This window comes from Micromonospora marincola (assembly GCF_056150385.1).
The window spans coordinates 660817-683596 of the sequence record NZ_JAXCFT010000002.1 but is presented as its reverse complement, the minus strand read 5'-3'; the positions used below and the strand labels follow the sequence as shown (position 1 = coordinate 683596).

18 protein-coding genes and 2 pseudogenes are annotated in these 22780 nt (G+C 70.9%); 10 read left to right on the top strand and 10 right to left on the bottom strand.

From position 1 onward, the window contains the following. Positions 1-108: 108 nt before the first annotated feature. Together SM450_RS07820 and SM450_RS07815 are read left to right on the top strand one after the other, a co-directional pair. Positions 109-1422 carry an aminotransferase-like domain-containing protein gene (locus SM450_RS07820; RefSeq protein ID WP_474618966.1) on the top strand — a complete coding sequence of 438 codons (1314 nt, stop codon included), beginning with the start codon at positions 109-111 and terminating at the stop codon, positions 1420-1422. Positions 1423-1429: 7 nt separating this feature from the next. After that, complete coding sequence (locus tag SM450_RS07815) at positions 1430-2428, top strand: D-alanine--D-alanine ligase family protein (RefSeq protein WP_474618965.1); 999 nt, start codon at positions 1430-1432, stop codon at positions 2426-2428. 1 nt (position 2429) lies between these two features. Here SM450_RS07815 and SM450_RS07810 read toward each other — a convergent pair whose 3' ends face one another. The 9 genes from SM450_RS07810 to rpmH form a co-directional block, all read right to left on the bottom strand. Further along, positions 2430-3386 carry a hypothetical protein gene (locus SM450_RS07810; RefSeq protein WP_474618964.1) on the bottom strand — a complete coding sequence of 319 codons (957 nt, stop codon included), beginning with the start codon at positions 3384-3386 and terminating at the stop codon, positions 2430-2432. A gap of 1768 nt (positions 3387-5154) precedes the next feature. Next, the gene (locus tag SM450_RS07805; RefSeq protein ID WP_474618963.1) at positions 5155-6195 is read right to left on the bottom strand and encodes a ParB/RepB/Spo0J family partition protein; all 1041 of its coding nucleotides are present in this window, start codon (positions 6193-6195) and stop codon (positions 5155-5157) included. Positions 6196-6222: 27 nt separating this feature from the next. Next, positions 6223-7569, bottom strand: a complete 1347-nt coding sequence (locus SM450_RS07800) for a ParA family protein (RefSeq protein WP_474618962.1) — start codon at positions 7567-7569, stop codon at positions 6223-6225. A 244-nt stretch (positions 7570-7813) separates the two neighbouring features. Continuing rightward, positions 7814-8590, bottom strand: a complete 777-nt coding sequence (gene rsmG, locus SM450_RS07795) for a 16S rRNA (guanine(527)-N(7))-methyltransferase RsmG (RefSeq protein WP_474619050.1) — start codon at positions 8588-8590, stop codon at positions 7814-7816. 374 nt (positions 8591-8964) lie between these two features. Further along, on the bottom strand, positions 8965-9558 hold the full coding sequence (locus SM450_RS07790; RefSeq protein ID WP_474618961.1) for a Jag family protein: 594 nt from the start codon (positions 9556-9558) through the stop codon (positions 8965-8967). A gap of 217 nt (positions 9559-9775) precedes the next feature. Beyond that, the gene (yidC, locus tag SM450_RS07785) at positions 9776-10777 is read right to left on the bottom strand and encodes a membrane protein insertase YidC (RefSeq protein WP_474618960.1); all 1002 of its coding nucleotides are present in this window, start codon (positions 10775-10777) and stop codon (positions 9776-9778) included. Between the two features lie 3 nt (positions 10778-10780). Next, positions 10781-11020: a membrane protein insertion efficiency factor YidD gene (gene yidD, locus SM450_RS07780; RefSeq protein ID WP_474618959.1), complete on the bottom strand. Its 240-nt coding sequence runs from the start codon at positions 11018-11020 to the stop codon at positions 10781-10783. 41 nt (positions 11021-11061) lie between these two features. Further along, positions 11062-11472 carry a ribonuclease P protein component gene (gene rnpA, locus SM450_RS07775; protein WP_474618958.1) on the bottom strand — a complete coding sequence of 137 codons (411 nt, stop codon included), beginning with the start codon at positions 11470-11472 and terminating at the stop codon, positions 11062-11064. A 29-nt stretch (positions 11473-11501) separates the two neighbouring features. Continuing rightward, positions 11502-11639: a 50S ribosomal protein L34 gene (gene rpmH, locus SM450_RS07770; protein ID WP_091061882.1), complete on the bottom strand. Its 138-nt coding sequence runs from the start codon at positions 11637-11639 to the stop codon at positions 11502-11504. 574 nt (positions 11640-12213) lie between these two features. Here rpmH and dnaA point away from each other — a divergent pair. The 5 genes from dnaA to SM450_RS07745 all read left to right on the top strand — a co-directional run bounded on the left by dnaA (position 12214) and on the right by SM450_RS07745 (position 18624). After that, positions 12214-14028, top strand: coding sequence for a chromosomal replication initiator protein DnaA (gene dnaA, locus SM450_RS07765; protein ID WP_474618957.1), 1815 nt, complete (start codon positions 12214-12216; stop codon positions 14026-14028). A gap of 804 nt (positions 14029-14832) precedes the next feature. After that, positions 14833-15966: a DNA polymerase III subunit beta gene (gene dnaN, locus SM450_RS07760; RefSeq protein WP_474618956.1), complete on the top strand. Its 1134-nt coding sequence runs from the start codon at positions 14833-14835 to the stop codon at positions 15964-15966. Positions 15967-16006: 40 nt separating this feature from the next. Next, positions 16007-16879, top strand: coding sequence for a phosphogluconate dehydrogenase (NAD(+)-dependent, decarboxylating) (gnd, locus tag SM450_RS07755; RefSeq protein WP_474618955.1), 873 nt, complete (start codon positions 16007-16009; stop codon positions 16877-16879). Between the two features lie 16 nt (positions 16880-16895). Continuing rightward, a complete protein-coding gene (recF, locus tag SM450_RS07750; protein WP_474618954.1) occupies positions 16896-18029 on the top strand; it encodes a DNA replication/repair protein RecF in 1134 nt (377 codons plus the stop codon). Next, positions 18019-18624, top strand: a complete 606-nt coding sequence (locus SM450_RS07745) for a DciA family protein (protein WP_474618953.1) — start codon at positions 18019-18021, stop codon at positions 18622-18624. The genes recF and SM450_RS07745 overlap by 11 nt, the downstream gene beginning before the upstream one ends. Positions 18625-18634: 10 nt before the next feature. Here SM450_RS07745 and SM450_RS07740 read toward each other — a convergent pair whose 3' ends face one another. Beyond that, on the bottom strand, positions 18635-19207 hold the full coding sequence (locus SM450_RS07740; RefSeq protein WP_474618952.1) for a hypothetical protein: 573 nt from the start codon (positions 19205-19207) through the stop codon (positions 18635-18637). 546 nt (positions 19208-19753) lie between these two features. Here SM450_RS07740 and gyrB point away from each other — a divergent pair. From gyrB to SM450_RS07725, 3 genes and pseudogenes are all read left to right on the top strand, one after another. Further along, positions 19754-21700, top strand: a complete 1947-nt coding sequence (gyrB, locus tag SM450_RS07735; protein ID WP_474618951.1) for a DNA topoisomerase (ATP-hydrolyzing) subunit B — start codon at positions 19754-19756, stop codon at positions 21698-21700. Positions 21701-21831: 131 nt separating this feature from the next. After that, positions 21832-22254, top strand: a pseudogene (locus tag SM450_RS07730) (DNA gyrase subunit A); the annotation flags it as partial. Then, positions 22246-22779, top strand: a pseudogene (locus SM450_RS07725) (hypothetical protein); the annotation flags it as partial. The pseudogenes SM450_RS07730 and SM450_RS07725, both read left to right, overlap by 9 nt. Position 22780: the final 1 nt, after the last annotated feature.

Here is a 22780-nt window from a genome sequence, read left to right as displayed (position 1 = left end):
TCAGGTGCGACTACGATCGACCAATCGGCCGCGCGCCGCCATTGGACGCCGGCATCGCGGGTACCACACCGGGCGGCAGCCCCGCCGACACCCGACCGAGGTGATGTCATGACCGGCACGACGCTCGACGACTACACCGACAGGTACGCACGGCGTGTCCGGGGGATGACCGCCTCCGAGATCCGGGCCCTCTTCGCCGTCGCCAGCCGGCCGGAAGTCGTCTCGCTCGCCGGCGGAGCCCCCTACATCGCCGCGCTGCCGCTCGACGCGGTGGGCGAGATGCTCGGTCGGCTCGGCGCCGAACACGGCACCACCACCCTCCAGTACGGCATCGGCCAGGGCACCCCGGAGCTGCGCGAGCGGATCTGCGAGGTGATGTCCCTCTCCGGGATCGACGCCTCCTGCGGCGCCTCCCCGGAGGACGTGGTGGTGACCGTCGGCGGCCAGCAGGCGCTCGACCTGGTGGCCCGGCTCTTCCTCGACCCGGGTGACGTGGTGCTCGCCGAGGGCCCGACGTACGTCGGCGCGCTCGGGGTGTTCCAGGCCGCCCAGGCCCAGGTGGCACACGTGCCGATGGACGACGAGGGCCTCATCCCGGAGGCGCTGGAGGTGGCCATCGCCGACCTGGCCCGCGCCGGCCGGCGGGTGAAGTTCCTCTACACGATCCCGACCTATCAGAACCCCACAGGCGTGACGTTGAGCGAGGAGCGGCGCGAACGGGTGCTCGACATCTGCGAGCGCGCCGGCCTGCTCGTGGTGGAGGACGACCCGTACGGTCAGCTCGGTTTCGACGGCGAAGCGCCCGCGCCGCTGCGGGCCCGGCGGCGCGACGGCGTCTTCTACCTGAGCACGTTCTCCAAGACCTTCGCCCCGGGCCTGCGGGTGGGCTGGATCCTCGCCCCGCACGCGGTCCGCGACAAGCTGGTGATCGCCAGCGAGGCGCAGATCCTCTGCCCGAGCGGTTTCGCGCAGGCCGCCGTCTCGACCTATCTGGGCACCATGCCCTGGCGGGAGCAGCTCAAGATCTACCGGGAGGTCTACCGCGAGCGCCGGGACGCGCTGCTCGACGCGATGGCCGACCTGATGCCGGACGGCACCACCTGGACCACGCCCGGCGGCGGCCTCTTCGTCTGGGCGACCCTGCCCGACGGCCTCGACTCCAAGGCGATGATGCCTCGGGCCGTCGCCGCCCGGGTCGCGTACGTGCCCGGCACCGGCTTCTACGCCGACGGCACGGGCACCGGCAACATGCGGCTCAACTTCTCCTTCCCGCCGCCCGAGCGGATCCGGGAGGGCGTCCGCCGGCTGTCCGGGGTGATGGAGCAGGAGATCGCCATGCGGAAGGTCTTCGGGGCGGTCGGCGGCGCCGGACCGCGCCGGCGTCAGGGCGGCTCCGACGCGCCCGGCCCCGACTTGGCATGATGCCCGCATGGCCGTCCGCCCTGCCGCACCGACACCCGTGACCGACCCCCCCGCCGACGAGTTGCACGTGCTGGTGCTCGCCGGCGGCCTCTCCTACGAGCGGGACGTGTCGCTCCGCTCCGGCCGCCGCGTGCTCGACGCGCTGCGCGCGGTCGGTGTGGAGGCGGAACTGCGCGACGCCGACATCGCGCTGCTACCCGCGCTGACCGCCGACCCACCGGACGCGGTGGTGATCGCCCTGCACGGCGCCACCGGCGAGGACGGCTCGCTGCGGGGCGTACTCGACCTCTGCGACGTGCCCTACGTCGGCTGCGACGCCCGCTCCTCCCGGCTGGCCTGGGACAAGCCGTCGGCCAAGGCCGTGCTGCGCGAGGCCGGCATTCCCACGCCCGACTGGGTGGCGCTGCCGCACGACCGCTTCTCCGAGCTGGGCGCGGTCGCCGTCCTGGACCGCATCGTCGACCGCCTCGGCCTGCCGTTGATGGTCAAGCCGGCGCAGGGCGGTTCCGGCCTGGGCGCCGCCGTGGTCCGGGAGGCCGCGTCACTGCCGGCCGCCATGGTCGGTTGTTTCGCGTACGACCAGACGGCGCTTGTGGAACGCTACGTGCCCGGGATGGACGTGGCGGTCTCCGTGCTCGACCTGGGCGAGGGCCCCCAGGCCCTCCCCCCGGTCGAGATCGTGCCCCGCAACGGCGTCTACGACTACGCCGCTCGCTACACGGCCGGCCGCACCACCTGGCACGCGCCCGCCCGGCTCGACGACACGACGACCGCGCGGGTGACCGAGGTGGCGCTCGCCGCACACACCGCGCTCGGCCTGCGCGACGTGTCCCGCGTCGACCTGATCGTCGACGCGGAGGGCCAGCCGCACGTGCTGGAGGTGAACGTCTCTCCCGGGATGACGGAGACCTCCCTGCTGCCGCTTGCCATCCAGGCCGCCGGGCTCGACTTCGGCCGGGTCCTCGGCACGCTTGTGAACCGGGCCGCCGCCCGCGGCTCGGCCTGACTCAGCCGGCGTCGCCCGGCCCGGACGCAGTGGACCGACGCGTCGTCGCGTGGTCGTCGCCGGTGGCGCGCTCCGCGCTCGTGTTCCCGTCCTCGGCTGCGGGCTCGTCGTCCCGCTCGTGCCCGCCGCGGTCGTCCGGGTCCGGGGTGTCCTCTCCGCCGGTGCCCTCGGCGTCTTCCTCCGGGCGCTCGTGGCCGGCACCGGACGGATCGGCAGCGGCGCGGCTCGTCGACCCGCTCTCCGGGCCCTCTGCGGTCTCCACCGCCTCGGCCGGATCGGACTCCGGAATCTCGTCCGCTGCCTCGATCACCGACGCGGCTTCCTCCTCGGGCTCCTCGGCGGCGTTCACCGGTGCCGCAGCGGAGAGGCTCGACGGCGCCTGCCATTGGATGCGCGGCGGTTCCGCGAGCGGGCGACCACCGAACTCGGCGAGCCACGCGGCCACCATGGCGAGGTTCTCCCGCCACCGCTCCTCGGAGATCGGCGGCAGGATCGAGTCCCACAGCGACAGGAACGTGCCCCGCAGTTGCAGCCGCCCGTACGGCCGGGCCAGGAACCACATGTGCAGGTGCGCGGAGCCGTCGCCCCACCGATTCACGTGCACCCGGGCCACGCCGTCAAGCGAGCGGATCGCCCGCTCCAGGCGGACCGTCATCACGCCCAGCTCGGCGGCCAGCAGATTCGGCAGATCGCCGAGGTCGAGGTGGGAGCGGGACTCCAGGATCAGGACCATCGGCAGGCCGGTGGGCCGGTCCATGGTGCGGACCCGCCACCGCTCACCGACCCAGATGTACGCCTCGTCGGGCGCGTTGCAGGCGGTGCACTCCCGGTCCGCCTCACCCCGACGCGGAGGTTCGACTGGTACGGGATCGTCGAGCTGCTTGACGCGGATATCGCCCTCGAACGGGAAGGAGGGCCACTGGGTGAAGTCCGGGACTGAGGGAGGGGTGTCCTGCACGACGCTGACCCTAACCGAGTTGGCGACGCCTGTCCCTACCCGCGACCGCTGCGGATCGGCTCGGGGCCGACAATCCACAGCGGTTGTCCACCGAGTTGTCCACAGGGTGCCGAGATCACCACCACAGCGCGTCATCCACAGCTCAGCAAGGGTTTCCGCGCGTTGTTTCACGTGAAACGGCGTGACCCTGTGGACAACCACTGTGGATAACTTTGCAAGGACGGGATTCGTGCTCGCCCCTCTCTTCAACGACCGAGTCGTCGATCCGCGCCGGGTCGGCCCGGACCTCGTTTCACGTGAAACGGTGCAGTCGAGGGGCGTGTTCACCGCGCTCCCAGTCGCTCAATGGCCGAAGACCACGTGCGGTACGGCCCAGCCCTCGTGATCCACTCCACTACGCCGATCTGGCTGTATCCCGTGGGGTCTGATGCAGCCACTTCCCCGAACCGGTGTGGATCTCCTAGCGGGGGTGCCGTTCAGACTTCCGCCTACCGCGTCCGTCCTCGCTTGCGCGGGCGGGTCGCAGAGGGGCTTCCTTCTCAACACGCCGCCGCTTGGCACCTCGCAGGCGACCAGGGCCACTTGCGCGCTGTCGGGCGTCGTGGGCACACGACCTGAGCGGACCCGTGTGGCCGGACCACCGGGATCACCGCCGCAGTCAGCGCGCCCGCCACCGGTCGGTGTGCTGCACCAGGAGTCAGTCGTCGGTAATGCCCTTTCGAGCTGAGTCATTGCTGTGGTCAGCCCCGGGGCAGCGGGGTGCGTAGCTCGGGTCGGGCGGGTCGATCGACTGCGGGGCCGGCGGGCCGGATCGACCGCAGGCCGATGCGAGCTATGGGCTGATGCGAGCTATGGGCTGATGCGGCCCGGACAACACGGGTCGAGCGCGGGAAGCAGTCCGGCTTGGTGACCGTCCCCGGCCACGGCGAGTTCCGCGACTCGATGACTCACGGATCCGCCTGCCGTGGATGGCCTCGCCTCCCTCGTCTCCCTCGCAGGCCGAGCCCCGGCGATGCCTGGACCATCTCCTCCACAGCCGCAGCCGGTCCACGCCCCTTCAGGAAACTGTCCGCGAAGAACTGCTGCTGCCTTTGGGTGCACCTGATGTCGCTCCCGCTACAACAGACGCACCCGGAGCTGGTGCCCCTTGTCATGCCGAAGAAGACGATCCAGCCCGGCCAAGCCATCAGTCGCTCGGTGCCGCCGATGCGTGAGGTCGGTCGTCGAGGGCGGCTCGCCAGGAATGGCCCCGCCGGCCGGTCGGCGAACAATTCGCCACCCCGGTCAGACCCTCGGCGCGGCACCAGGCCCCACCCGTCCCGACGCGCTCCGATTTCGACGGAACGCGGCTCGGCTCGGCCCGGCCGGCTTGTCGGTCCAGCCGCGGGTGTTGAGGCGGCTGGCTGCGATCATCGGGTCGCACGCGCACGGCCCGTTGCGCGGTCGGCCTCTCCGGGGAGGACGCCGAGGGCCGACCGGGACTACCGCACCCGGAGAGTTGAGGGCACGGCACGGCGAGCGTCGAAGAAGACGACCCCGGTGCCGCCACAACAGCGGGGCATGGATTCAGGGAGCGAAAACCCTCCCACGCCGGAAGGGCTCACTCCCCGTTTCACGTGAAACGGCCTCTCCGCGCCGGAAAGGCGTCCGAGGCGCCGAGGACTAGGAGTCACGCCGACCGAAGCCGCAGCACCGGACCGGTTGCGCCCGGAACGGCACCGGCCGCACCCCCTTGCGGGCGGTGCGGCCGGGACGGTGTTGGCGGGAACTATCCCTCGGGCTGCTCCTCCTGGCCGACTCCGATGATGCCGACGATCCGCTCCAGGTCGTCGACGGTCGCGAACTCGATCGTGATCTTTCCCTTGCTCCGGCCGATGTCGACCTTCACCCGGGTGTCGAACCGGTCGGAGAGCCGGTCGGCGAGATCGGAGAGCGCCGGCGCGTGCGCCTTGGTCCGCCGCTTCGCGGCAGGTGCCTTTGCGGGCCCGTCAGCGAGCGCCAGAGCCACCAATTCCTCGGTGCCGCGTACGGAGATACCCTCGGCGACAATCCGCGTAGCGAGCTTCTCCTGCGACTCGGAGTCGTCGAGGCTGAGCAACGCCCGGGCATGACCCGCGGAGAGCACTCCGGCCGCGACCCGGCGCTGCACGGCTCCGGGGAGGTTCATCAGCCGGATGGTGTTGGAGATCTGCGGACGGCTGCGGCCGATCCGCCGCGCCAGTTCCTCGTGGGTGGCCCCGAACTCCTCAAGCAACTGCTGGTAGGCCGCCGCCTCTTCGAGCGGGTTCAGGTTGGCGCGGTGGATGTTCTCCAGCAGCGCGTCCCGGAGCATCGCGTCGTCCTTGGTGTCCCGGACGATGGCGGGAATGTTCTCCCGGCCGACCGCCTGGGCGGCACGCCAGCGCCGCTCGCCCATGACGAGTTCGTACTTCTCGCCGTCGAGCTGCCGCACGACGATCGGCTGGAGGAAGCCGACCTCCTGGATCGAGGTCTTCAGCTCCTCCAGCGCATCCTCGTCGAAGACGTGGCGGGGCTGCTTCGGGTTCGGCACGATGGCGTCGACCGGGATCTCGGCAAACCGGGCGCCGGGCACTGGGCTCAGCTCGTACTCGGGCTCGGCGGCCGGGGCCGTGCCGCCGCCACCGACCGCACCGGTCACGGCGGCGGTCGCGCCGGCGACAGGAGGAGCCGAGGCGGTCGTGGGGGCGGTTTCCGCCTCGCCGGCCGCCGGGTCGGTGCCCGGTGCCGGCCCGGTGGGAATGAGGGCGCCGAGCCCTCGGCCCAGACCGCCCCGAGGACGGTTCTTCATGCGACGCCTCCCAGCGATTTCTCCGCGCTACGCATTCCGGCTCACCGGCTCCTTGACCCCTCGCTCAGCGATCTCCTGGGCGGCCTCGAAGTAGCTCGTGGCACCCCGCGATCCGGGATCGTAGGTCATCACCGACTGGCCGTAGCTGGGTGCCTCGGAGACCCGCACGTTGCGGGGGATGACGGCCTGGAGCACCTTGTCGCCGAAGTGGTTCCGGACGTCCTGCTCCACCGCGTCGGCCAGCCGGGTACGCCTGTCGTACATGGTCAGCAGGATGGTGGAGACTTCGAGCTTCGGGTTCAGGTGCTGGCGCACCAGGTTGATGTTGTTTATCAACTGGTTGAGGCCCTCAAGCGCGTAGTACTCGCACTGGATCGGGATGAGCACCTCCTGCGCGGCCACAAGCGCGTTGACGGTCAGCAGGCCGAGCGAGGGCGGGCAGTCGATGAAGACGTAGTCGAAGTGGCCCGGGTACGCCTCGATGGCGCGCGACAGGCGCGATTCCCGGGCGACCACCGAGACCAGCTCGATCTCGGCGCCGGCCAGATCTATGGTGGCCGGCACACACCACAGGTTGGGGATGCCCTCGACGGTCTGGGCCACCTCTTCGAGCGGCACGCTGTCGATCAGGCAGTCGTAGACGTCCGGCACTCCGGTGTGGTGCGGCACGTTCAGCCCGGTGGACGCGTTGCCCTGCGGGTCGAGGTCGACCACGAGCACGCGGTTGCCGTGCAGCGCGAGCGCCACCGCCAGGTTCACGGTGGTGGTGGTCTTGCCCACGCCACCCTTCTGGTTGGCGACGCACATCACCCGGGTCCGGTCGGGGCGGGGCATGGAAACCTCGCCACTGGGATTCAGGATCTGCACGGCGCGCATCGCCTCCATAGCCAACGGTGGGTCATCCTCTTCGCGCGTCGGGGTTTCACGTGAAACGTACGTGCTGGCCGGCGTCTCGTCGGCGTACCCGCCGGCCGGTGGCGTGTCGGCCGGCGGCGCGGTCTTCTCGACGGCGTCGGGGGCGGCCTGGTGCGGCACGGCGGAAACCGGCGGCTGTGGCTCGTAGCGAGCGGGGACCGCGACATTCGCGCGGGCCGCCGCCGGACGGGGGGTCGGGGCGTTCACCGGACCATCGCTCGGGTCGTGCGGTTCGCGTGCCGGCGGCACATTCGCCGGCACGGACGAGGTCGGCCGTAGGGCACCGGCCGGTAGCGCCTCCGGCCTACGGGCCGGCTCGGTGGGGCGGTGCGAGGACTCGTCACGGGGATGATTCACCGCCCACTCCTGGTAGCTGGTTTCACGTGAAACGGAATCGTCGGGTGAATGCCCGTCGGCTCCGATCAGCCGTGGATCGTCGTACCTGCCGTCGTCATGCACCTGTCATCCCTACCCGCTCCGGATGGTCGGTCCGCACCCGTCAATCGGCCTCCGCGCTCTGCGCGGTGTCATCGGCCCGGCGGGAACGATCGGGTCGGGGGCCGCCCGGCACCGCCGCTCCACACTATCGACGCGCGGTCAGCCTACGGCCGACGGGCGCGGCGGGTCCATGTCGGGTTGTGATCGATCCGGTCACGTCCCACCGGTCCAACGACCGGATGGGCCTCCGGGCGGCGTGGCCCGATCAGCGATCCCGGTTGCGGCCACCACGACTGCGCCCACCGCGCGAACGCTTCGGCTTCTTCGGCTTGCGCGGGTTGACCACCCGCTCCCGAACGACCTCGACCACCGTCGCGGCGGGCTCGATCACCCCGACGCCGCAGCGGTGCAGCTCGGGCTCGGAACCGCCGAGCCGGACCACGGCCTCGGCATGCTCGGTGATCTCCTCGGCCGCGGAGGTGCCCTTGAGCGCCAGCAACCGCCCACCCGGCACCGCCAGCGGCAGGCACCAGGCGGCGAGCCGGTCCAGCGCGGCCACGGCGCGCGCGGTGACGATGTCGGCGGACAGCGGCTCGCGGTCCCGCGAGCCGGCCGCGGCCTCATCGGCCCGCCCGCGGAACACCCGGACGGAGCGGGTCAGCCCGAGCTGCTGCACCGCTTCGACCAGAAAGGAGACCCGCCGGGCGAGCGGTTCGACGAGCGTCACGGTGAGATCGGGTCGCGCGATCGCCAGCACCAGACCGGGCAGCCCGGCCCCGGAGCCGACGTCGATCACGCTTGCTCCGTCCGGGATGCGCTCCGCCATCACCGCGCAGTTGAGCAGGTGCCGGTCCCAGAGCCGGGGCGTCTCGCGCGGCCCGATCAGGCCCCGGAGCACGCCCTCCGTGGCGAGCAGTTCAGCGTACGCGGCGGCGAGGTCGATCCGGTCACCGAAGAGCGTGCGGGCGGCCTCGGCCAGTTCGGGCGGGAGGGTAGCGGTAGCCAGATCGACCGGACCGGAGGTGGCGGACGCACTGTCCATCATGGACACCTCGGCGACCGCCTCCGGCCCGGCGAAGGACGGCTCGGTCACGGCGTCCGGCTCGGCGAACACCGGGTCGACCGCACCCGCGGGCGTCTCCGGGGCGGTGGGTTCCGCCTCGGACGGCGGGTCGGCGGAGAAGGCCGGCGTCACCACGGCAGCCCCGGTGGGCTCCGATCCGGGCACCTCAGTCGGCTCGCCGGAGAAGTCGGGGTCGGCCGGGATCCCGGGCGGATACGGCGTACCGTCCGGGGAGTCCTCGTCGGAGAAGACCGGGTCGGGAGTCACGTCGGGCCGTACAGGCGACGGCCCGGGCGGCGTACCACCCGGGCCGGCCACGGCGTCCGCCGTCGTGTCGTCGGAGACCACTGACCTCAGTCCACCGGCCGGACGACGATACGACGGTTCGGCTCCACGCCCTCGGACTCGCTCTCCACGCCGCTCATCGCGTTGACCACGTCGTGCACGCACTTGCGCTCGAACGCGGACATCGGCTCCAGGCGTACCGCCTCGCCGTGTTCCTTGACCTTCTCGACCGCGTTCTTGGCGACCGCGGCCAACTCCTTGCGGCGGGCGGCCCGGTAGCCACCGACGTCGAGCAGCAGGCGGCTCGGCGTACCGGTCTGCCGGAACACCGCGAGGCGGGTCAGCTCCTGGAGCGCCTCCAGGGTGGCGCCACGCTGGCCGACCAGGCTCTGGAGACGACCACCGACCACCTCGACGACCGGCCGGCCGGCGGAGACCAACTCGTCGATGTCGCCGTCGTAGTCGAGGATGTCCAGCAGGCCCTCGACGTAGTCGGCGGCGATCTCGCTCTGCCGGAACAGGTCGCTGTCGGCCGGGGCCTTCTTCTGCCGGGTCTCGGCCGCGTTCTCCTCGGCCGCGTCCTCCTCGGTCCCGGTGGAGGTCGCCTCGGCGGTCTCCTCGTCCACGGGCTGGTCAGCGCTGGGGATGCTGGTGTCGGTCACGGTCTCATCTCCGTACTCGCTCGGCCGGACCGTCGAGGGTCCGCTGGTCTCCCGGGAGCCGGCGGGGACGTTCGCCGGATGCCCCTCGGGCACGTCCTACGGGCGGTTCCGCCCGTGACCGCGCGGTGCGCGGCGGTTCCGGTCCGGCGCCGACTCTCGGTCGCAGCTCGGGGACCGGACGGGCCACCGCCGTTCGCGGCGGTGGCCCGGGGTGTGCTCAGCCCTGTCGCTTGGCGGGGCGCCCGCCACTCTTCTTCGGGTTGACCGGCTTGGCGCCCGGCTTCGGACCGGCCACCTTCGGCGCGGCGGCCGGGGCCTTGGCCGCCGGCTGGGCGGTCTTGCGGCCGAGCAGGCCGGCGGCCAGGCCGCCGGTCTTGGCCGGCTGCACTGGGCTCTTGCCACCTGCGGTGCTCTTCTTCGGCGGCACCAGCGGCGGGAACTTCCGCAGCACCCACTGCTGCTGGCCGAGCGTGAAGAGGTTGTTGGTGACCCAGTAGATGATCACACCGATCGGGAAGATCGAGCCCGAGACGAGGAGCGAGACCGGGATGCCGTAGAGCATCAACCGCTGCACCATGCGCTGCTGCGGGTCCTCGGCCCAGCCGGTCTTGAGGATCATCTGACGGCTGGTCAGGTACGTCGTGGCGATCATGATGAGCACCAGGATGCCGGCGATCAGCTTGACCGTGTTGGTGTTCGCGCCCAGCGGCGCCAGGTCGGCGGCGGTGGAGCCGAACCGGCCGGAGATCGGGGCGGTGAAGAGCTTCGCGCTTGAGGCGCTGTTGAACTGGTCGACGGTCCAGCCGTAGAGCGTCTTGCCCTGGTTCTCCGGGTTGAGCCGCTTGAGCGTGTGGAACAGGCCCAGGAAGACGGGGATCTGGAGGAACATCGGAAGGCAGCCCATCAGGGGGTTGGCCTTTTCCTTCCGGTAGAGCTCCATCATCTCCTTCTGGAGCGTCTCCCGGTCACCCTTGTGCTTCTCCTGGAGCTCCTTGACCCGCGGCTGGAGCGCCTGCATGGCACGCTGCGACTTGATCTGCTTGACGAAGACCGGGAACAGGATCACCCGGACCGTCACCACCAGGAAGATGATGGCGAGGATCCAGGCCCAGTTCGTGCCGATGACCGCGCCGACCGGCACCCCGATGGCGTCCCAGGCCGAGTGCCAGGTCAGCAGGATCCACGAGATCGCGTAGTAGATCCAGTCCAGACTGAACAATTCTCAGGCTCCAGTCACGTCGGCACGGCGGTGATCGCCCGGCTCCGGCACCGGGTCGTGACCACCTGGGTGAAAGGGGTGGCAGCGCGACAGCCGCCGGACCGTCAGCCAGGACCCCCGCACCGCGCCGTGCCGGGACACCGCCTCGACGGCGTAGGCACTGCACGACGGGTAGAACCGGCAGCGGGCCGGCAACGCCGGACTTATCCACCGACGGTACGCGATGATGGGCGCCAGCAGCATGCGGGCACCCGTAGTCGGCGACGGAGTCGTGGTCCCCCCGCTCATCGCGACCGCCGTCCCCGGGCCGCCCGCGCGGCGGCGAGGGCGGCGTCCAGGTCGGCCCCGAGCCGCGCGTACGTCGCGTCGGCGGCCGGGGGGAGGGCGCGTACGACCAGGGTGGCGCCGGCGGGCAGCTCGGTCAGCCGCTCCCGGACCAGGTGCCGGAGCCGGCGGCGGACCTTGTTGCGGACCACCGCGCCGCCGACGGCCTTGGACACGACGAAGCCGGCGCGGCTCGGCGCGGTTGTTTCCGCGCCACTGCTCCGCGCCGGCTCCGGCGAGGTTGTTCCGGCGGTGGCCGGCTCGGGAAGTGTCAGGTGGACCACGACGGCACCGCGGCCGACGCGTCGGCCACCGCGAACCGCTGCGGCGAAGTCGCTACTGCGCCGCAGTCGCTGTGCGGCGGCCAGCACGACAGCCCACGTCCCCGGACCGGACGGCCTCAGGCCGCCAGGCGGGTGCGGCCCTTGGCGCGACGGGTCGAAAGGATGGCGCGGCCGGCACGGGTGCGCATGCGCAGCCGGAAGCCGTGGGTCTTCGCGCGCCGGCGGTTGTTCGGCTGGTAGGTGCGCTTGCTCACGTCAGGCTCTCCGTTGTCGTACGCCCCGCGCGGCGGATCGCCCGGGGTCCTGTGCTGGTCCAGATCACCTCGGCGGTGACCGCTGATCGACGCCGCCCGCGTGGCACGGCCCCCGGCGTGCGGGGAGGTGGTCACGAGGCAGCGAGCATCCATCACCCTAGCAGAGGGCGAGAGAGCATCCGCTCCAGCCTACGCAGCGGCACAATGACCGTCAAACCTCGCACTCCCACCCCCGACCTGCGCCGCAACGGTGGCACGGAGGGCGTTTTCGCTGATGTGGCGGACACCCGTAGGGTGTCGGCGGTTGATGGCGCGGGGTCCCCGCTGTTAGCGTGCCCGATTGCGGTCGGTGTCGGTGGTCCAGGTTTGTCGCCGACCGGCAAGACCGGACAAGCTGTTGAATCGTTCGGCACGGTGAACCCGTTTCAGCGCCTCCGCGAATCAGGGGCAGGTCCGACCCACGTCCGGTGGGCGGCCCCAATCGGTCCGTACACACAGGCTGTGGATAACTTGTGGATGACGACCGGTCAGCCGTCCGGGCGGGCGTGAGGATCAGGCGAGGGGGTGGCACGACGTGACCGGAGCGACAGACCTTGCCGCGGTGTGGGCGGCGGCCACCGAGGAACTCGCCGACGAGATCATCTCCGCGCAGCAGCGGGCCTACCTACGGCTCACCCGGTTACGGGCGATAGTCGAGGACACCGCGCTGCTCTCCGTGCCGGACGCCTTCACCCGCGACGTGATCGAGTCCCGGCTCCGCCCGGCCATCACCGAGGCGTTGAGCCGCCGGCTCGGCCGGCCGATCCAGGTGGCCGTCACCGTGCGGGTCGCGGAGGACCCGGGCGGGCGTCCGGCCGGCACGGTATACCGCAGTGGCCCGGAACCGCTCCCCGAGCCGGACGGCCCGGCGGATCCGCTCCCCGGGTTCGACCGGCTCGGCCCCCCGCCGGGGCAGCCGACCTTCCCCGTCCCCCGCCCGAACCCCGGGTACGCCGAGCCGCGGTCGGACCCTCCGGCGGAGGAACACGCGCCGCGGCAGCGGAGCGCGGACGGCAGCCGGCCGCAGTTGATCCCGGCCGGTCGGGACGGTCAGGACACGCTCTTCGGCGCCGCGTTCGCCGAGCCGCTGCGCGCCCCCGAGCGCCGTTCCTTCGACGAACGTCCCGGGGCCGAGTCGCCCGCCGACCCGATCGGCTACGAGCCGCGCTACCGGGAGGCACCGGGCCCGGCCGACTCCACGCCGCTGCGGGGCCTGCCACGCGACGGCGCCACCGACAACGGGCCCGGCCGGGGTGGTCCCGACCTGCACCGCCCGGGTGGCCAGGCCGACCGCCGGCTGCCCGGCGGGGCGGAGAGCGGGGGCAACCGCCTCAACCCGAAGTACATGTTCGAGACGTTCGTCATCGGCTCGTCCAACCGTTTCGCCCACGCGGCGAGCGTGGCGGTGGCCGAGTCGCCGGCGAAGGCCTACAACCCGCTGTTCATCTACGGTCACTCCGGGCTGGGCAAGACCCACCTGCTGCACGCCATCGGGCACTACGCCACCACACTCGGTAACGCCCGCTCGGTCCGCTACGTCTCGACCGAGGAGTTCACCAACGACTTCATCAACTCGTTGCGGGACGACAAGACAAGCGCGTTCCAGCGCCGCTACCGGGACGTGGACATCCTCCTGATCGACGACATCCAGTTCCTGGAGAACCGGGAGCGGACCCAGGAGGAGTTCTTCCACACGTTCAACACCCTGCACAACGCCAACAAGCAGATCGTGATCACCTCCGACCGGTCGCCGCGCCAGCTCGCCACGCTTGAGGACCGGATGCGAACCCGGTTTGAGTGGGGGCTGCTGGCCGACATCCAGCCGCCGGACCTGGAGACCCGGATCGCGATCCTGCAGAAGAAGGCGGCGCAGGAGCGGATGTACGCCCCACCGGACGTGCTGGAGTTCATCGCCTCCCGGGTGTCGAACTCGATCCGGGAGCTGGAGGGCGCGCTGATCCGGGTCACCGCGTTCGCGAGCCTCACCCGCTCCTCGGTCGAGTTGTCGCTCGCCGAGGAGGTGCTGCGGGACTTCATGCCCGACGGCGCCGGGCCGGAGATCAACGCCGACCAGATCATGGCGTCCACCTCTGAGTACTTCGGAGTGAGCCTGGAGGACCTGCGCGGCCACTCCCGGTCCCGGGTGCTTGTCAACGCCCGCCAGGTGGCGATGTACCTGTGCCGCGAGCTGACCGACCTGTCGCTGCCCCGGATCGGCCAGGCGTTCGGTGGCCGCGACCACACCACCGTGATGCACGCCGATCGCAAGATCCGTCAGCAGATGGCGGAGCGGCGCTCGCTCTACAACCAGATCGCCGAGCTGACGAACCGGATCAAGCAGAACACCTGAGACGCACGTCTCGTACCCCGTCATGACAGCCCGGTCGGCTCCCCGGCCGGGCTTCTTCGTCGCCGGCGCCGGGCGCCCGATCCGTGCCGATCCACCGCCTGTGGACGTCGCCGCTTGACCCTCGACCCGGTCGAGACCGCAGGATCGGTGTCGTGCTCATCCACAGGCCGTACCGGTTGTCCACACCCCCTGTGTCACAGGCGGTGGATAAACACCCTCTGCATATGGCCGGTTACCCACAGACTGTGGACAAGTCCTGGGGACGAGCCTGTGGACGCCTGGGGACAACCGTCGCGTTGTCCACCGATGACGATCTACCTGTGGACCGCCTGTTGAAGGTTCTGGGGATGACGACGGTTGGCGTCGTCCGCGTTGTCCACAGAGCTGGGGAGAAAACCGGTGGATTACCGGTGGACAACCGGTGGACGACGGTGGATAACCCGGCGGCTGGCGACGGCTGTGGACCGGGACGCGAGTTGTACCCCGGGTTCTCCACAGCGAAACCACCTGTAGATAACGTGTCTGAGCTGCGCAGACGCAAGTTCTCCACAGTTTGCACAGGTGCGATGAAGACGATGAGTTATCTCTTCTAAACAACAAAAACCAATCATCACCGTTGGGCTTTCTGTGGATCGGGCCGCAGCGCTGCCGTCGGCAGTCGCCCGGGCATCTGGATCCATGGGGTCGGGCGCACAGCCGATGCCCACGCGCCCTAAGGTGCGATGGGAACCCGCACGGTCGGGCGGGACGGGTGGCAGCGGTCGGCATGAGAGAGTTGTCGCTGACGTCGACGCGGAGGCATTGATGAAGTTCCGAGTGGAGCGCGACGCGCTCGCCGAGGCCGTGGCGTGGACCGCCAAGAGCCTGCCCAACCGACCCTCCGTGCCGGTGCTGGCCGGGGTGATGCTGCGGGTGACCGACGGCAACCTTCAGGTCTCCGGCTTCGACTACGAGGTCTCCAGCCAGGTGACCGTCGAGGTGCAGGGTGACGCCGACGGCGCCGCACTGGTCTCCGGTCGCCTGCTCGCCGAGATCACCAAGGCGCTGCCGGCCAAGCCGGTGGACATCGCGGCCGTCGGCGCCCACCTGGAGCTGGTCTGCGGCAGCGCCCGGTTCACCCTGCCCACCATGCCGGTGGAGGACTATCCGACCCTGCCGGAGATGCCGGAGAGCGCCGGCACCGTCGACGCCGCCTCCTTCGCCGCCGCCGTGGCCCAGGTCGCCGTGGCCGCCGGCCGGGACGAGACGCTGCCGATGATGACCGGCGTCCGGCTCGAACTCTCCGGCGGCACCATGGCCATGCTCGCCACCGACCGCTACCGCCTCGCGCTGCGGGAGATGGAGTGGAACCCGGACGACCCGGAGATCAGCCTCAACGCGCTGGTGCCGGCCCGCACGCTCAACGACACCGCCAAGGCGCTCGGTCCGCTTGGTGGGCACGTCACCATGGCGCTCTCGGCCGGCGGTGCCGGCGAAGGCATGATCGGCTTCTCCGGCGGCACCCGCCGGACCACCAGCCGCCTGCTCGACGGCGCCAACTACCCACCGGTGCGCTCGCTGTTCCCGGCCGACCACAACGCCGAGGCCCGGGTCGCGGTCGCCACCCTCATCGAGGTGGTCAAGCGGGTGGCCCTGGTCGCCGAGCGCACCACCCCGGTGCTGCTCAGCTTCAGCTCCGACGGCCTCGTGGTGGAGGCCGGGGGCACCGAGGAGGCCCGGGCCAGCGAGGCCATGGAGGCCACCTTCAGCGGTGACCCGCTCACCATCGGCTTCAACCCGCAATATCTGATCGACGGCCTGGCCAACCTGGGCGCCCAGCACGCCCTGCTGCGCTTCGTCGACGCCTTCAAGCCCGCGGTCCTTTCTCCGGCCGGCGAGGATGGCGAGGTCATTCCGGGGTACCGGTACCTCATCATGCCGATCCGCGTGTCGCGCTGATCGCCGGCAGCACCACCCTGACGTACGGAGGTAGGAGCAGATGCAGCTCGGCCTGGTAGGACTCGGCCGGATGGGCGGCAACATGCGCGAACGACTGCGCGCCGCCGGGCACGAGGTGGTCGGCTACGACCGCAACCCGGAGCTCAGCGACGCCGCGAGCCTCACGGAGCTGGCCGAGAAGCTCGACGCACCCCGCGCGGTCTGGGTCATGGTCCCCGCCGGCGTCACCGACGCCACCATCGACGACCTCGCCGGCGTGCTCGGCTCCGGTGACATCATCATCGACGGCGGCAACTCCCGGTTCAGCGACGACGCCCCGCGTGCCGAGCGCCTGAACGAACAGGGGATCGGCTATGTCGACGTCGGCGTCTCCGGCGGCGTCTGGGGCCGGCAGAACGGGTACGCGCTGATGGTCGGTGGCGCTGAACAGCACGTGGAGCGGCTCATGCCGATCTTCGACGCGCTCCGGCCGGAGGGCGACTTCGGCTTCGTGCACGCCGGCCCGGTCGGCGCCGGCCACTACGCCAAGATGGTGCACAACGGCATCGAGTACGGCCTGATGCACGCCTACGCCGAGGGCTTCGAGCTGCTCTCGGCCTCCGAGCTCGTGACGAACGTGCCGGGGGTGGTCAAGTCCTGGCGCAAGGGCACCGTCGTCCAGTCCTGGCTGCTCGACCTGCTCGACCGGGCGCTCGACGAGGATCCGGAGCTGGCCGACCTGAGCGACTACACCGAGGACACCGGCGAGGGCCGCTGGACGGTCGACGAAGCGATCCGGCTCGCCGTGCCGCTCAACGTCATCACCGCCGCGCTCTTCGCCCGGTTCGCCTCCCGGCAGGACGAGTCGCCCGCCCTGAAGGCCGTCGCCGCGCTGCGCCAGCAGTTCGGTGGCCACGCCGTCCACAAGCGCTGAGCGGTATCCACAGGCTGTGTACGTCCGCCGGCTCGAACTCGTCGACTTCCGCTCGTACGAGCGGGTCGGCGTCGACCTGGAGCCGGGCCCGAACGTGCTTGTCGGCGCGAACGGCGTCGGCAAGACCAACCTGGTCGAGGCGCTCGGCTACGTGGCGACCCTGGGCTCGCACCGGGTCGCCACGGACGCCCCGCTGGTCCGGATGGGCGCCACCTCGGCGGTGATCCGCTGCGCCGTGGTGCACGAGGGCCGGGAGCTGCTCGTCGAGCTGGAGATCGTCCCGGGCAAGGCGAACCGGGCCCGGCTCGGCCGCTCCCCGGCCCGCCGCGCCCGGGACGTGCTCGGCGCGCTGCGGCTGGTGCTGTTCGCGCCGGAGGACCTGGAGCTCGTCCGCGGTGACCCGGCCGAACGCCGCCGCTACCTGGACGACCTGCTTGTCAACCGCCAGCCCCGCTACGCGGGCGTCCGCGCCGACTACGAGCGCGTGGTCAAGCAACGCAACGCGCTGCTGCGCACCTCGTATCTCGCCCGCAAGACCGGCGGCTCGCGGGGCGGCGACCTGTCCACGCTCGCCGTCTGGGACACCCACCTGGCGCAGCACGGGGCCGACCTGCTCGCCGGCCGGCTGGAGCTGGTCGCCGCGCTCACCCCGCACGTGGCGAAGGCGTACGACGCGGTGGCGGCCGGCCGCGGCGCGGCCGGCATCACCTACCGGCCGTCGGTCGACCTGCCCGAACCGGCCGCCGACCGGGCCACGCTTGCCGAGGCGCTGAGCGCCGCGCTTGTCGCGAACCGCACCGCCGAGATCGAGCGCGGCACCACGCTCGTCGGCCCGCACCGCGACGACCTGGCCCTCACCCTCGGCCCGCTGCCCGCCAAGGGGTACGCCAGCCACGGCGAGTCCTGGTCGTACGCGCTGGCGCTGCGACTGGCCGGGTACGACCTGCTGCGCGCCGACGGGATCGAGCCGGTGCTGGTGCTCGACGACGTCTTCGCCGAGTTGGACGCCGGCCGGCGGGAACGGCTGGCCGAGCTGGTCGGCGGCGCAGGTCAGCTCCTGGTCACCTGTGCGGTGGACGAGGACGTGCCGGCGACCCTGCGCGGCACCCGCTACACGGTCGGTGGGGGGACGGTGCGACGTGCCGGATGACGAGGAGGTGCGGCTCCCGCCCGCACGGCTGGGGCCGGGACGCGACGCGCGTACCCCACCGAAGCCGGCGGACGGCGAGCCGGGAGCGGCGGACGGCCAGGCCGGGCCGGAGCTGGCCCGGGCGGTGCTGGACGCGGCGAAGGCCAAGCGGCAGGCCGCATCCGGCACCCGGCGGCGCAGCGCGGTCCGTGGGGACGGCGAGAAGCGGCTGCGCGGGTACTCCGGGGCCGGCCCGGACCCCCGCGACCCGCAGCCGCTCGGGGCGGTGCTCGACAAGCTGGTCAAGGCGCGGGGCTGGCAGCAGCCGGCGGCCGAGGCGACAGTCTTCGGCGCCTGGGAGAAGGTGGTCGGGCCGGACGTCGCCCAGCACAGCCGCCCGGTGAAGCTGGAGAACGGCGAGCTGACGGTCGAGGCCCGCTCGACCGCGTGGGCCACCCAGTTGCGGCTGCTGGCCGGCTCGCTGCTCAAGCAGATCGCCCGTGAGGTCGGCCACAACGTCGTGCGCAAGCTGCACATCCACGGCCCGGCCGCGCCGTCGTGGTCGCGCGGTCCGCGCCGGGTACGCGGCCGTGGCCCGCGCGACACCTACGGGTGAGCGTGGCGGCTCAGACGTGGCGGGTCGGCTCCACGTCGGCGTAGACGGCGAAGCCGCGTTCGGCGCAGCGCCGGTAGAACGCGGCGAGCACGCTCAGCTCGGCGCAGGTGAAGTTCCACTGCGGCGGATCGCCGTTCTCGTCCCGCAGCTTGTCCAGCCGGCTGTCCAGCCACCGGAGCTGCTGTTCGGCCAGCCGCCCGTCGCCGAGGAGGGCGCGCAGCACCTCGCTCACCGACTCGAACGTCACGGCCTCGCCGTGCGGCCGGTGCCGGGCGATGAACTTCTCCACTCCCTCGGCGATCCAGGAGCAGCCGTCCGGGTCGATCACCGGATCCTCGTCCTCGGCCGCGTTCTCCGTGGCGTAGAGCACATTTTCCAGCCCGAGGATCAGGTCGACCAGTTCGGTGTACGCGGTGGCCCGCACCGTGCCGGTCTTCGCGATCAGCTCGGCCAACGCGGCGGTTGGGGCCGAGATGCGTGGTACGTCCACGATTTCGCCGAAGTCCACGAACTCGGCCGGCGCGACCGGATCGTAGAAGCGGCCGGTCCGCGGCCAGTGCACCGCGACGTTGTCCAGCCCCATCTGGTGTCACCTCTCACCAAGCGATTGTCGGACTTCTCCGGCGATGGTCCCCGTTGTGGGCGCGAAAGATCAAGACCGCAACGGCGGCGCCGCCAAAAGGTACGGCACGTCGGGTTCCGCCGCGACCCCCGGGCGGCCGGGCGCCGGTCATCGAGCCCGGAAGCGCCCACCGCTCACGCGGGCCGGTGGCGCGGCACGGCGTCGTTGGCGTGTAGGGGGAGTCGCGGGCAGCGAGATTCGTCCGGCTACGGCATTCTCAGCCGCCTTCAGGGGGTGCCGAGTGGCGGTTTGGTCGGCTGCGCACAGTAAGATTGGAGGCGAGACGAAAGACCCGGCACGGAGCGACGGACACGGGCCCCACGGCCCTTGATCATTGTCCCGCATCGGGTCCGAGCCGATCGCGATCCGCGGGCAACCGCGGCGCCCGGCGTACACGATCCGTGACCTGGCGATCCCGGGGGCGGCCCGCGTGCGCTGACGTCGTGTCCTGTCCGCCGAACCCGCGCCCCGCGCCCACGCGCGGCCGGTGCGAGAAAGTGGCCGAGCGTGGCAGCGGAGGACAACAAGAAGTACGGTGCCGAGTCCATCACCGTGCTCGAGGGCCTGGAAGCGGTCCGGAAGCGGCCCGGTATGTACATCGGGTCCACCGGCGAACGCGGTCTGCACCACCTGGTGTGGGAGGTCGTCGACAACGCGGTGGACGAGGCGATGGCCGGCTACTGCGACACCATCGACGTGGTGCTGCTCGCCGACGGGGGCGTCCGGGTCACCGACAACGGCCGTGGCTTCCCGGTCGACCTGCACCCCAAGCTGAAGAAGCCGGGTGTCGAGGTCGCGCTCACCGTGCTGCACGCGGGCGGCAAGTTCGACGGCAAGGCGTACGCCGTCTCCGGCGGTCTGCACGGCGTCGGCGTCTCCGTGGTCAACGCGCTCTCCACCCGGATGGCCGTGGAGATCCACAAGGACGGCTTCGTATGGCGGCAGCGCTACGACCACTCCAAGCCGACCCCGTTGGAGAAGGGCGAGCCGACCGACCGGACCGGTTCCGCGGTCTCCTTCTGGCCCGACCCGGACGTCTTCGAGACCGTCGACTTCGACTTCCACACGATCTACCGGCGTCTCCAGGAGATGGCCTTCCTCACCCGCGGCCTCACCATCCACCTGCTTGACGATCGGGTGGCGGAGGACGAGGACGGCAAGGTCCGCGAGGTCACCTTCCACTACGACGGCGGCATCGCCGACTTCGTCCGGCACCTCAACGCCTCGAAGAGCCCGATCCACAAGACGGTGGTCGAGTTCGGCGCCGAGGAGACCGGCATGTCGGCCGAGATCGCCATGCAGTGGAACGAGTCGTACGGCGAGTCGGTCTACACCTTCGCCAACAACATCAACACGCATGAGGGCGGCACCCACGAGGAGGGCTTCCGGGCCGCGTTGACGAGCGTGGTCAACCGCTACGGCGCGGAGAAGAAACTGCTCAAGGGCGACGAGCGGCTCTCCGGCGAGGACATCCGCGAGGGCCTGGCCGCGATCATCTCGGTCAAGCTGACCGACCCGCAGTTCGAGGGGCAGACCAAGACCAAGCTGGGCAACACCCCGGTGAAGGGCTTCGTCCAGCGGGTCTGCAACGAGTCGCTCGTCGACTGGTTCGACCGCAACCCGGCCGAGGCGAAGATCATCATCACCAAGGCGTCCCAGGCCGCCCGCGCCCGCATCGCCGCCCAGCAGGCGCGCAAGCTGGCCCGGCGCAAGTCACTGCTGGAGTCCGGCTCGATGCCGGGCAAGCTGGCCGACTGCCAGTCCACCGATCCGCGCGAGTCCGAGGTCTTCATCGTCGAGGGCGACTCGGCCGGCGGCTCGGCCAAGCAGGGCCGCGACCCGCGTACCCAGGCGATCCTGCCGATCCGCGGCAAGATCCTCAACGTGGAGAAGGCCCGGATCGACCGGGTGCTGAAGAACAACGAGGTGCAGGCGCTGATCACCGCGCTCGGCACCGGCATCCACGACGACTTCGACATCGAGAAGCTGCGCTATCACAAGATCGTGCTGATGGCCGACGCCGACGTCGACGGCCAGCACATCCAGACGCTGCTGCTCACCCTGCTGTTCCGCTTCATGCGGCCACTTGTCGAGCTGGGTCACGTCTACCTGGCCGCCCCGCCGCTCTACAAGATCAAGTGGAACAAGAAGGGCGACGACGCTCAGTACGCGTACTCGGACCGGGAACGCGACGGGCTGATCGCGCTGCGCCAGCAGAAGAAGGCGAACGCCCGGCCGGACGACATCCAGCGGTTCAAGGGCCTCGGCGAGATGAACTACCCCGAGCTGTGGGAGACCACGATGAACCCGGCCACCCGCACCCTGCGCCAGGTCACGCTCGACGACGCCGCCACCGCGGACGAGTTGTTCAGCGTCCTGATGGGTGAGGACGTCGAGGCGCGCCGGTCGTTCATCCAGCGCAACGCGAAGGACGTGCGGTTCCTGGACATCTGACGGACGCGCCCGGGTCGGCCGGAGATCCACCGGCCGACCCGGGCGGTCCACAGGGTTATCCACAGGCTGGCCGCTTTCCACAGCCGTTATCCACAGCTAGATCACGACTCTGAGTCTGATAAGGGTTAACAGTGACCGATCTTCCCGAGTCCACCCCGAACGAGCCGGAGACCCCGGAGACAATCGCCGCGGTCGTCCAGCACGACCGCATCGAGCCGGTCGGCCTCGAGGTCGAGATGCAGCGCTCGTACCTCGACTACGCGATGAGCGTCATCGTCGGGCGTGCCCTGCCGGACGTCCGGGACGGGCTCAAGCCGGTCCACCGCAAGATCCTCTACGCCATGTTCGACTCCGGCTACCGGCCGGACCGCGGCTACGTGAAGTGCTCCCGCGTCGTCGGCGACGTGATGGGCCAGTTCCATCCGCACGGCGACTCGGCAATCTACGACGCGCTGGTCCGGATGGCCCAGCCGTGGTCGCTGCGCTACCCGCTCGTCGACGGCAACGGCAACTTCGGTTCGCCCGGAAACGACCCGGCTGCGGCCATGCGCTACTGCCTCACCGGAGACACGCGGATTCGCCTGGCTGACGGCGCTGACGTACCCATCGCGTCTCTCGTGCCCGACGCCGAGCCGAGCAGCGAGACCCCGATCGACCTGAAGGTGGAGGGCTTGGTCGGCGAGCCGGCTCGAGCCTCCATGTTCTTCCACTCCGGCGAGCACCCGACGCTGCGGATCACGACGCACGACGGGGACGAGCTGACCGGCACCCACAACCACCCCGTGCTCTGCCTTCTGGCCGGTCCGAACGGGAAGAGTCATCTCCGCTGGCGCCTGCTGTCGGAGCTCAATCCTGGCGACGTCGTGGCTCGGGTCGGTTCGGGTGCAGATGTTGTCGTTACGGCAGCGACAAGTGCACAAGATCTGGACGATCCGGCGCGGAAGCTGCCCTGGGCCGTTCCCGCGAGCGCCTTCCGGTATGCGGTGATCGCGAGCGTTGCTGACGCGGGGGTTCGGCCGGTCTACAGCATCCGGGTCGACACCGACGACCACTCCTTCATCTCCGACGGCTTCGTCAGCC

Bases quoted from the DNA above. Each gene is read 5' to 3' on its own strand.
- SM450_RS07815 (WP_474618965.1), top strand. From the start codon at position 1,430: ATGGCCGTCCGCCCTGCCGCACCGACACCCGTGACCGACCCCCCCGCC.
- yidD (WP_474618959.1), bottom strand. From the start codon at position 11,020: ATGCTGCTGGCGCCCATCATCGCGTACCGTCGGTGGATAAGTCCGGCG.
- SM450_RS07820 (WP_474618966.1), top strand. From the start codon at position 109: ATGACCGGCACGACGCTCGACGACTACACCGACAGGTACGCACGGCGT.
- rsmG (WP_474619050.1), bottom strand. From the start codon at position 8,590: ATGGACAGTGCGTCCGCCACCTCCGGTCCGGTCGATCTGGCTACCGCT.
- gnd (WP_474618955.1), top strand. From the start codon at position 16,007: ATGCAGCTCGGCCTGGTAGGACTCGGCCGGATGGGCGGCAACATGCGC.
- SM450_RS07805 (WP_474618963.1), bottom strand. From the start codon at position 6,195: ATGAAGAACCGTCCTCGGGGCGGTCTGGGCCGAGGGCTCGGCGCCCTC.
- dnaN (WP_474618956.1), top strand. From the start codon at position 14,833: ATGAAGTTCCGAGTGGAGCGCGACGCGCTCGCCGAGGCCGTGGCGTGG.
- SM450_RS07740 (WP_474618952.1), bottom strand. From the start codon at position 19,207: ATGGGGCTGGACAACGTCGCGGTGCACTGGCCGCGGACCGGCCGCTTC.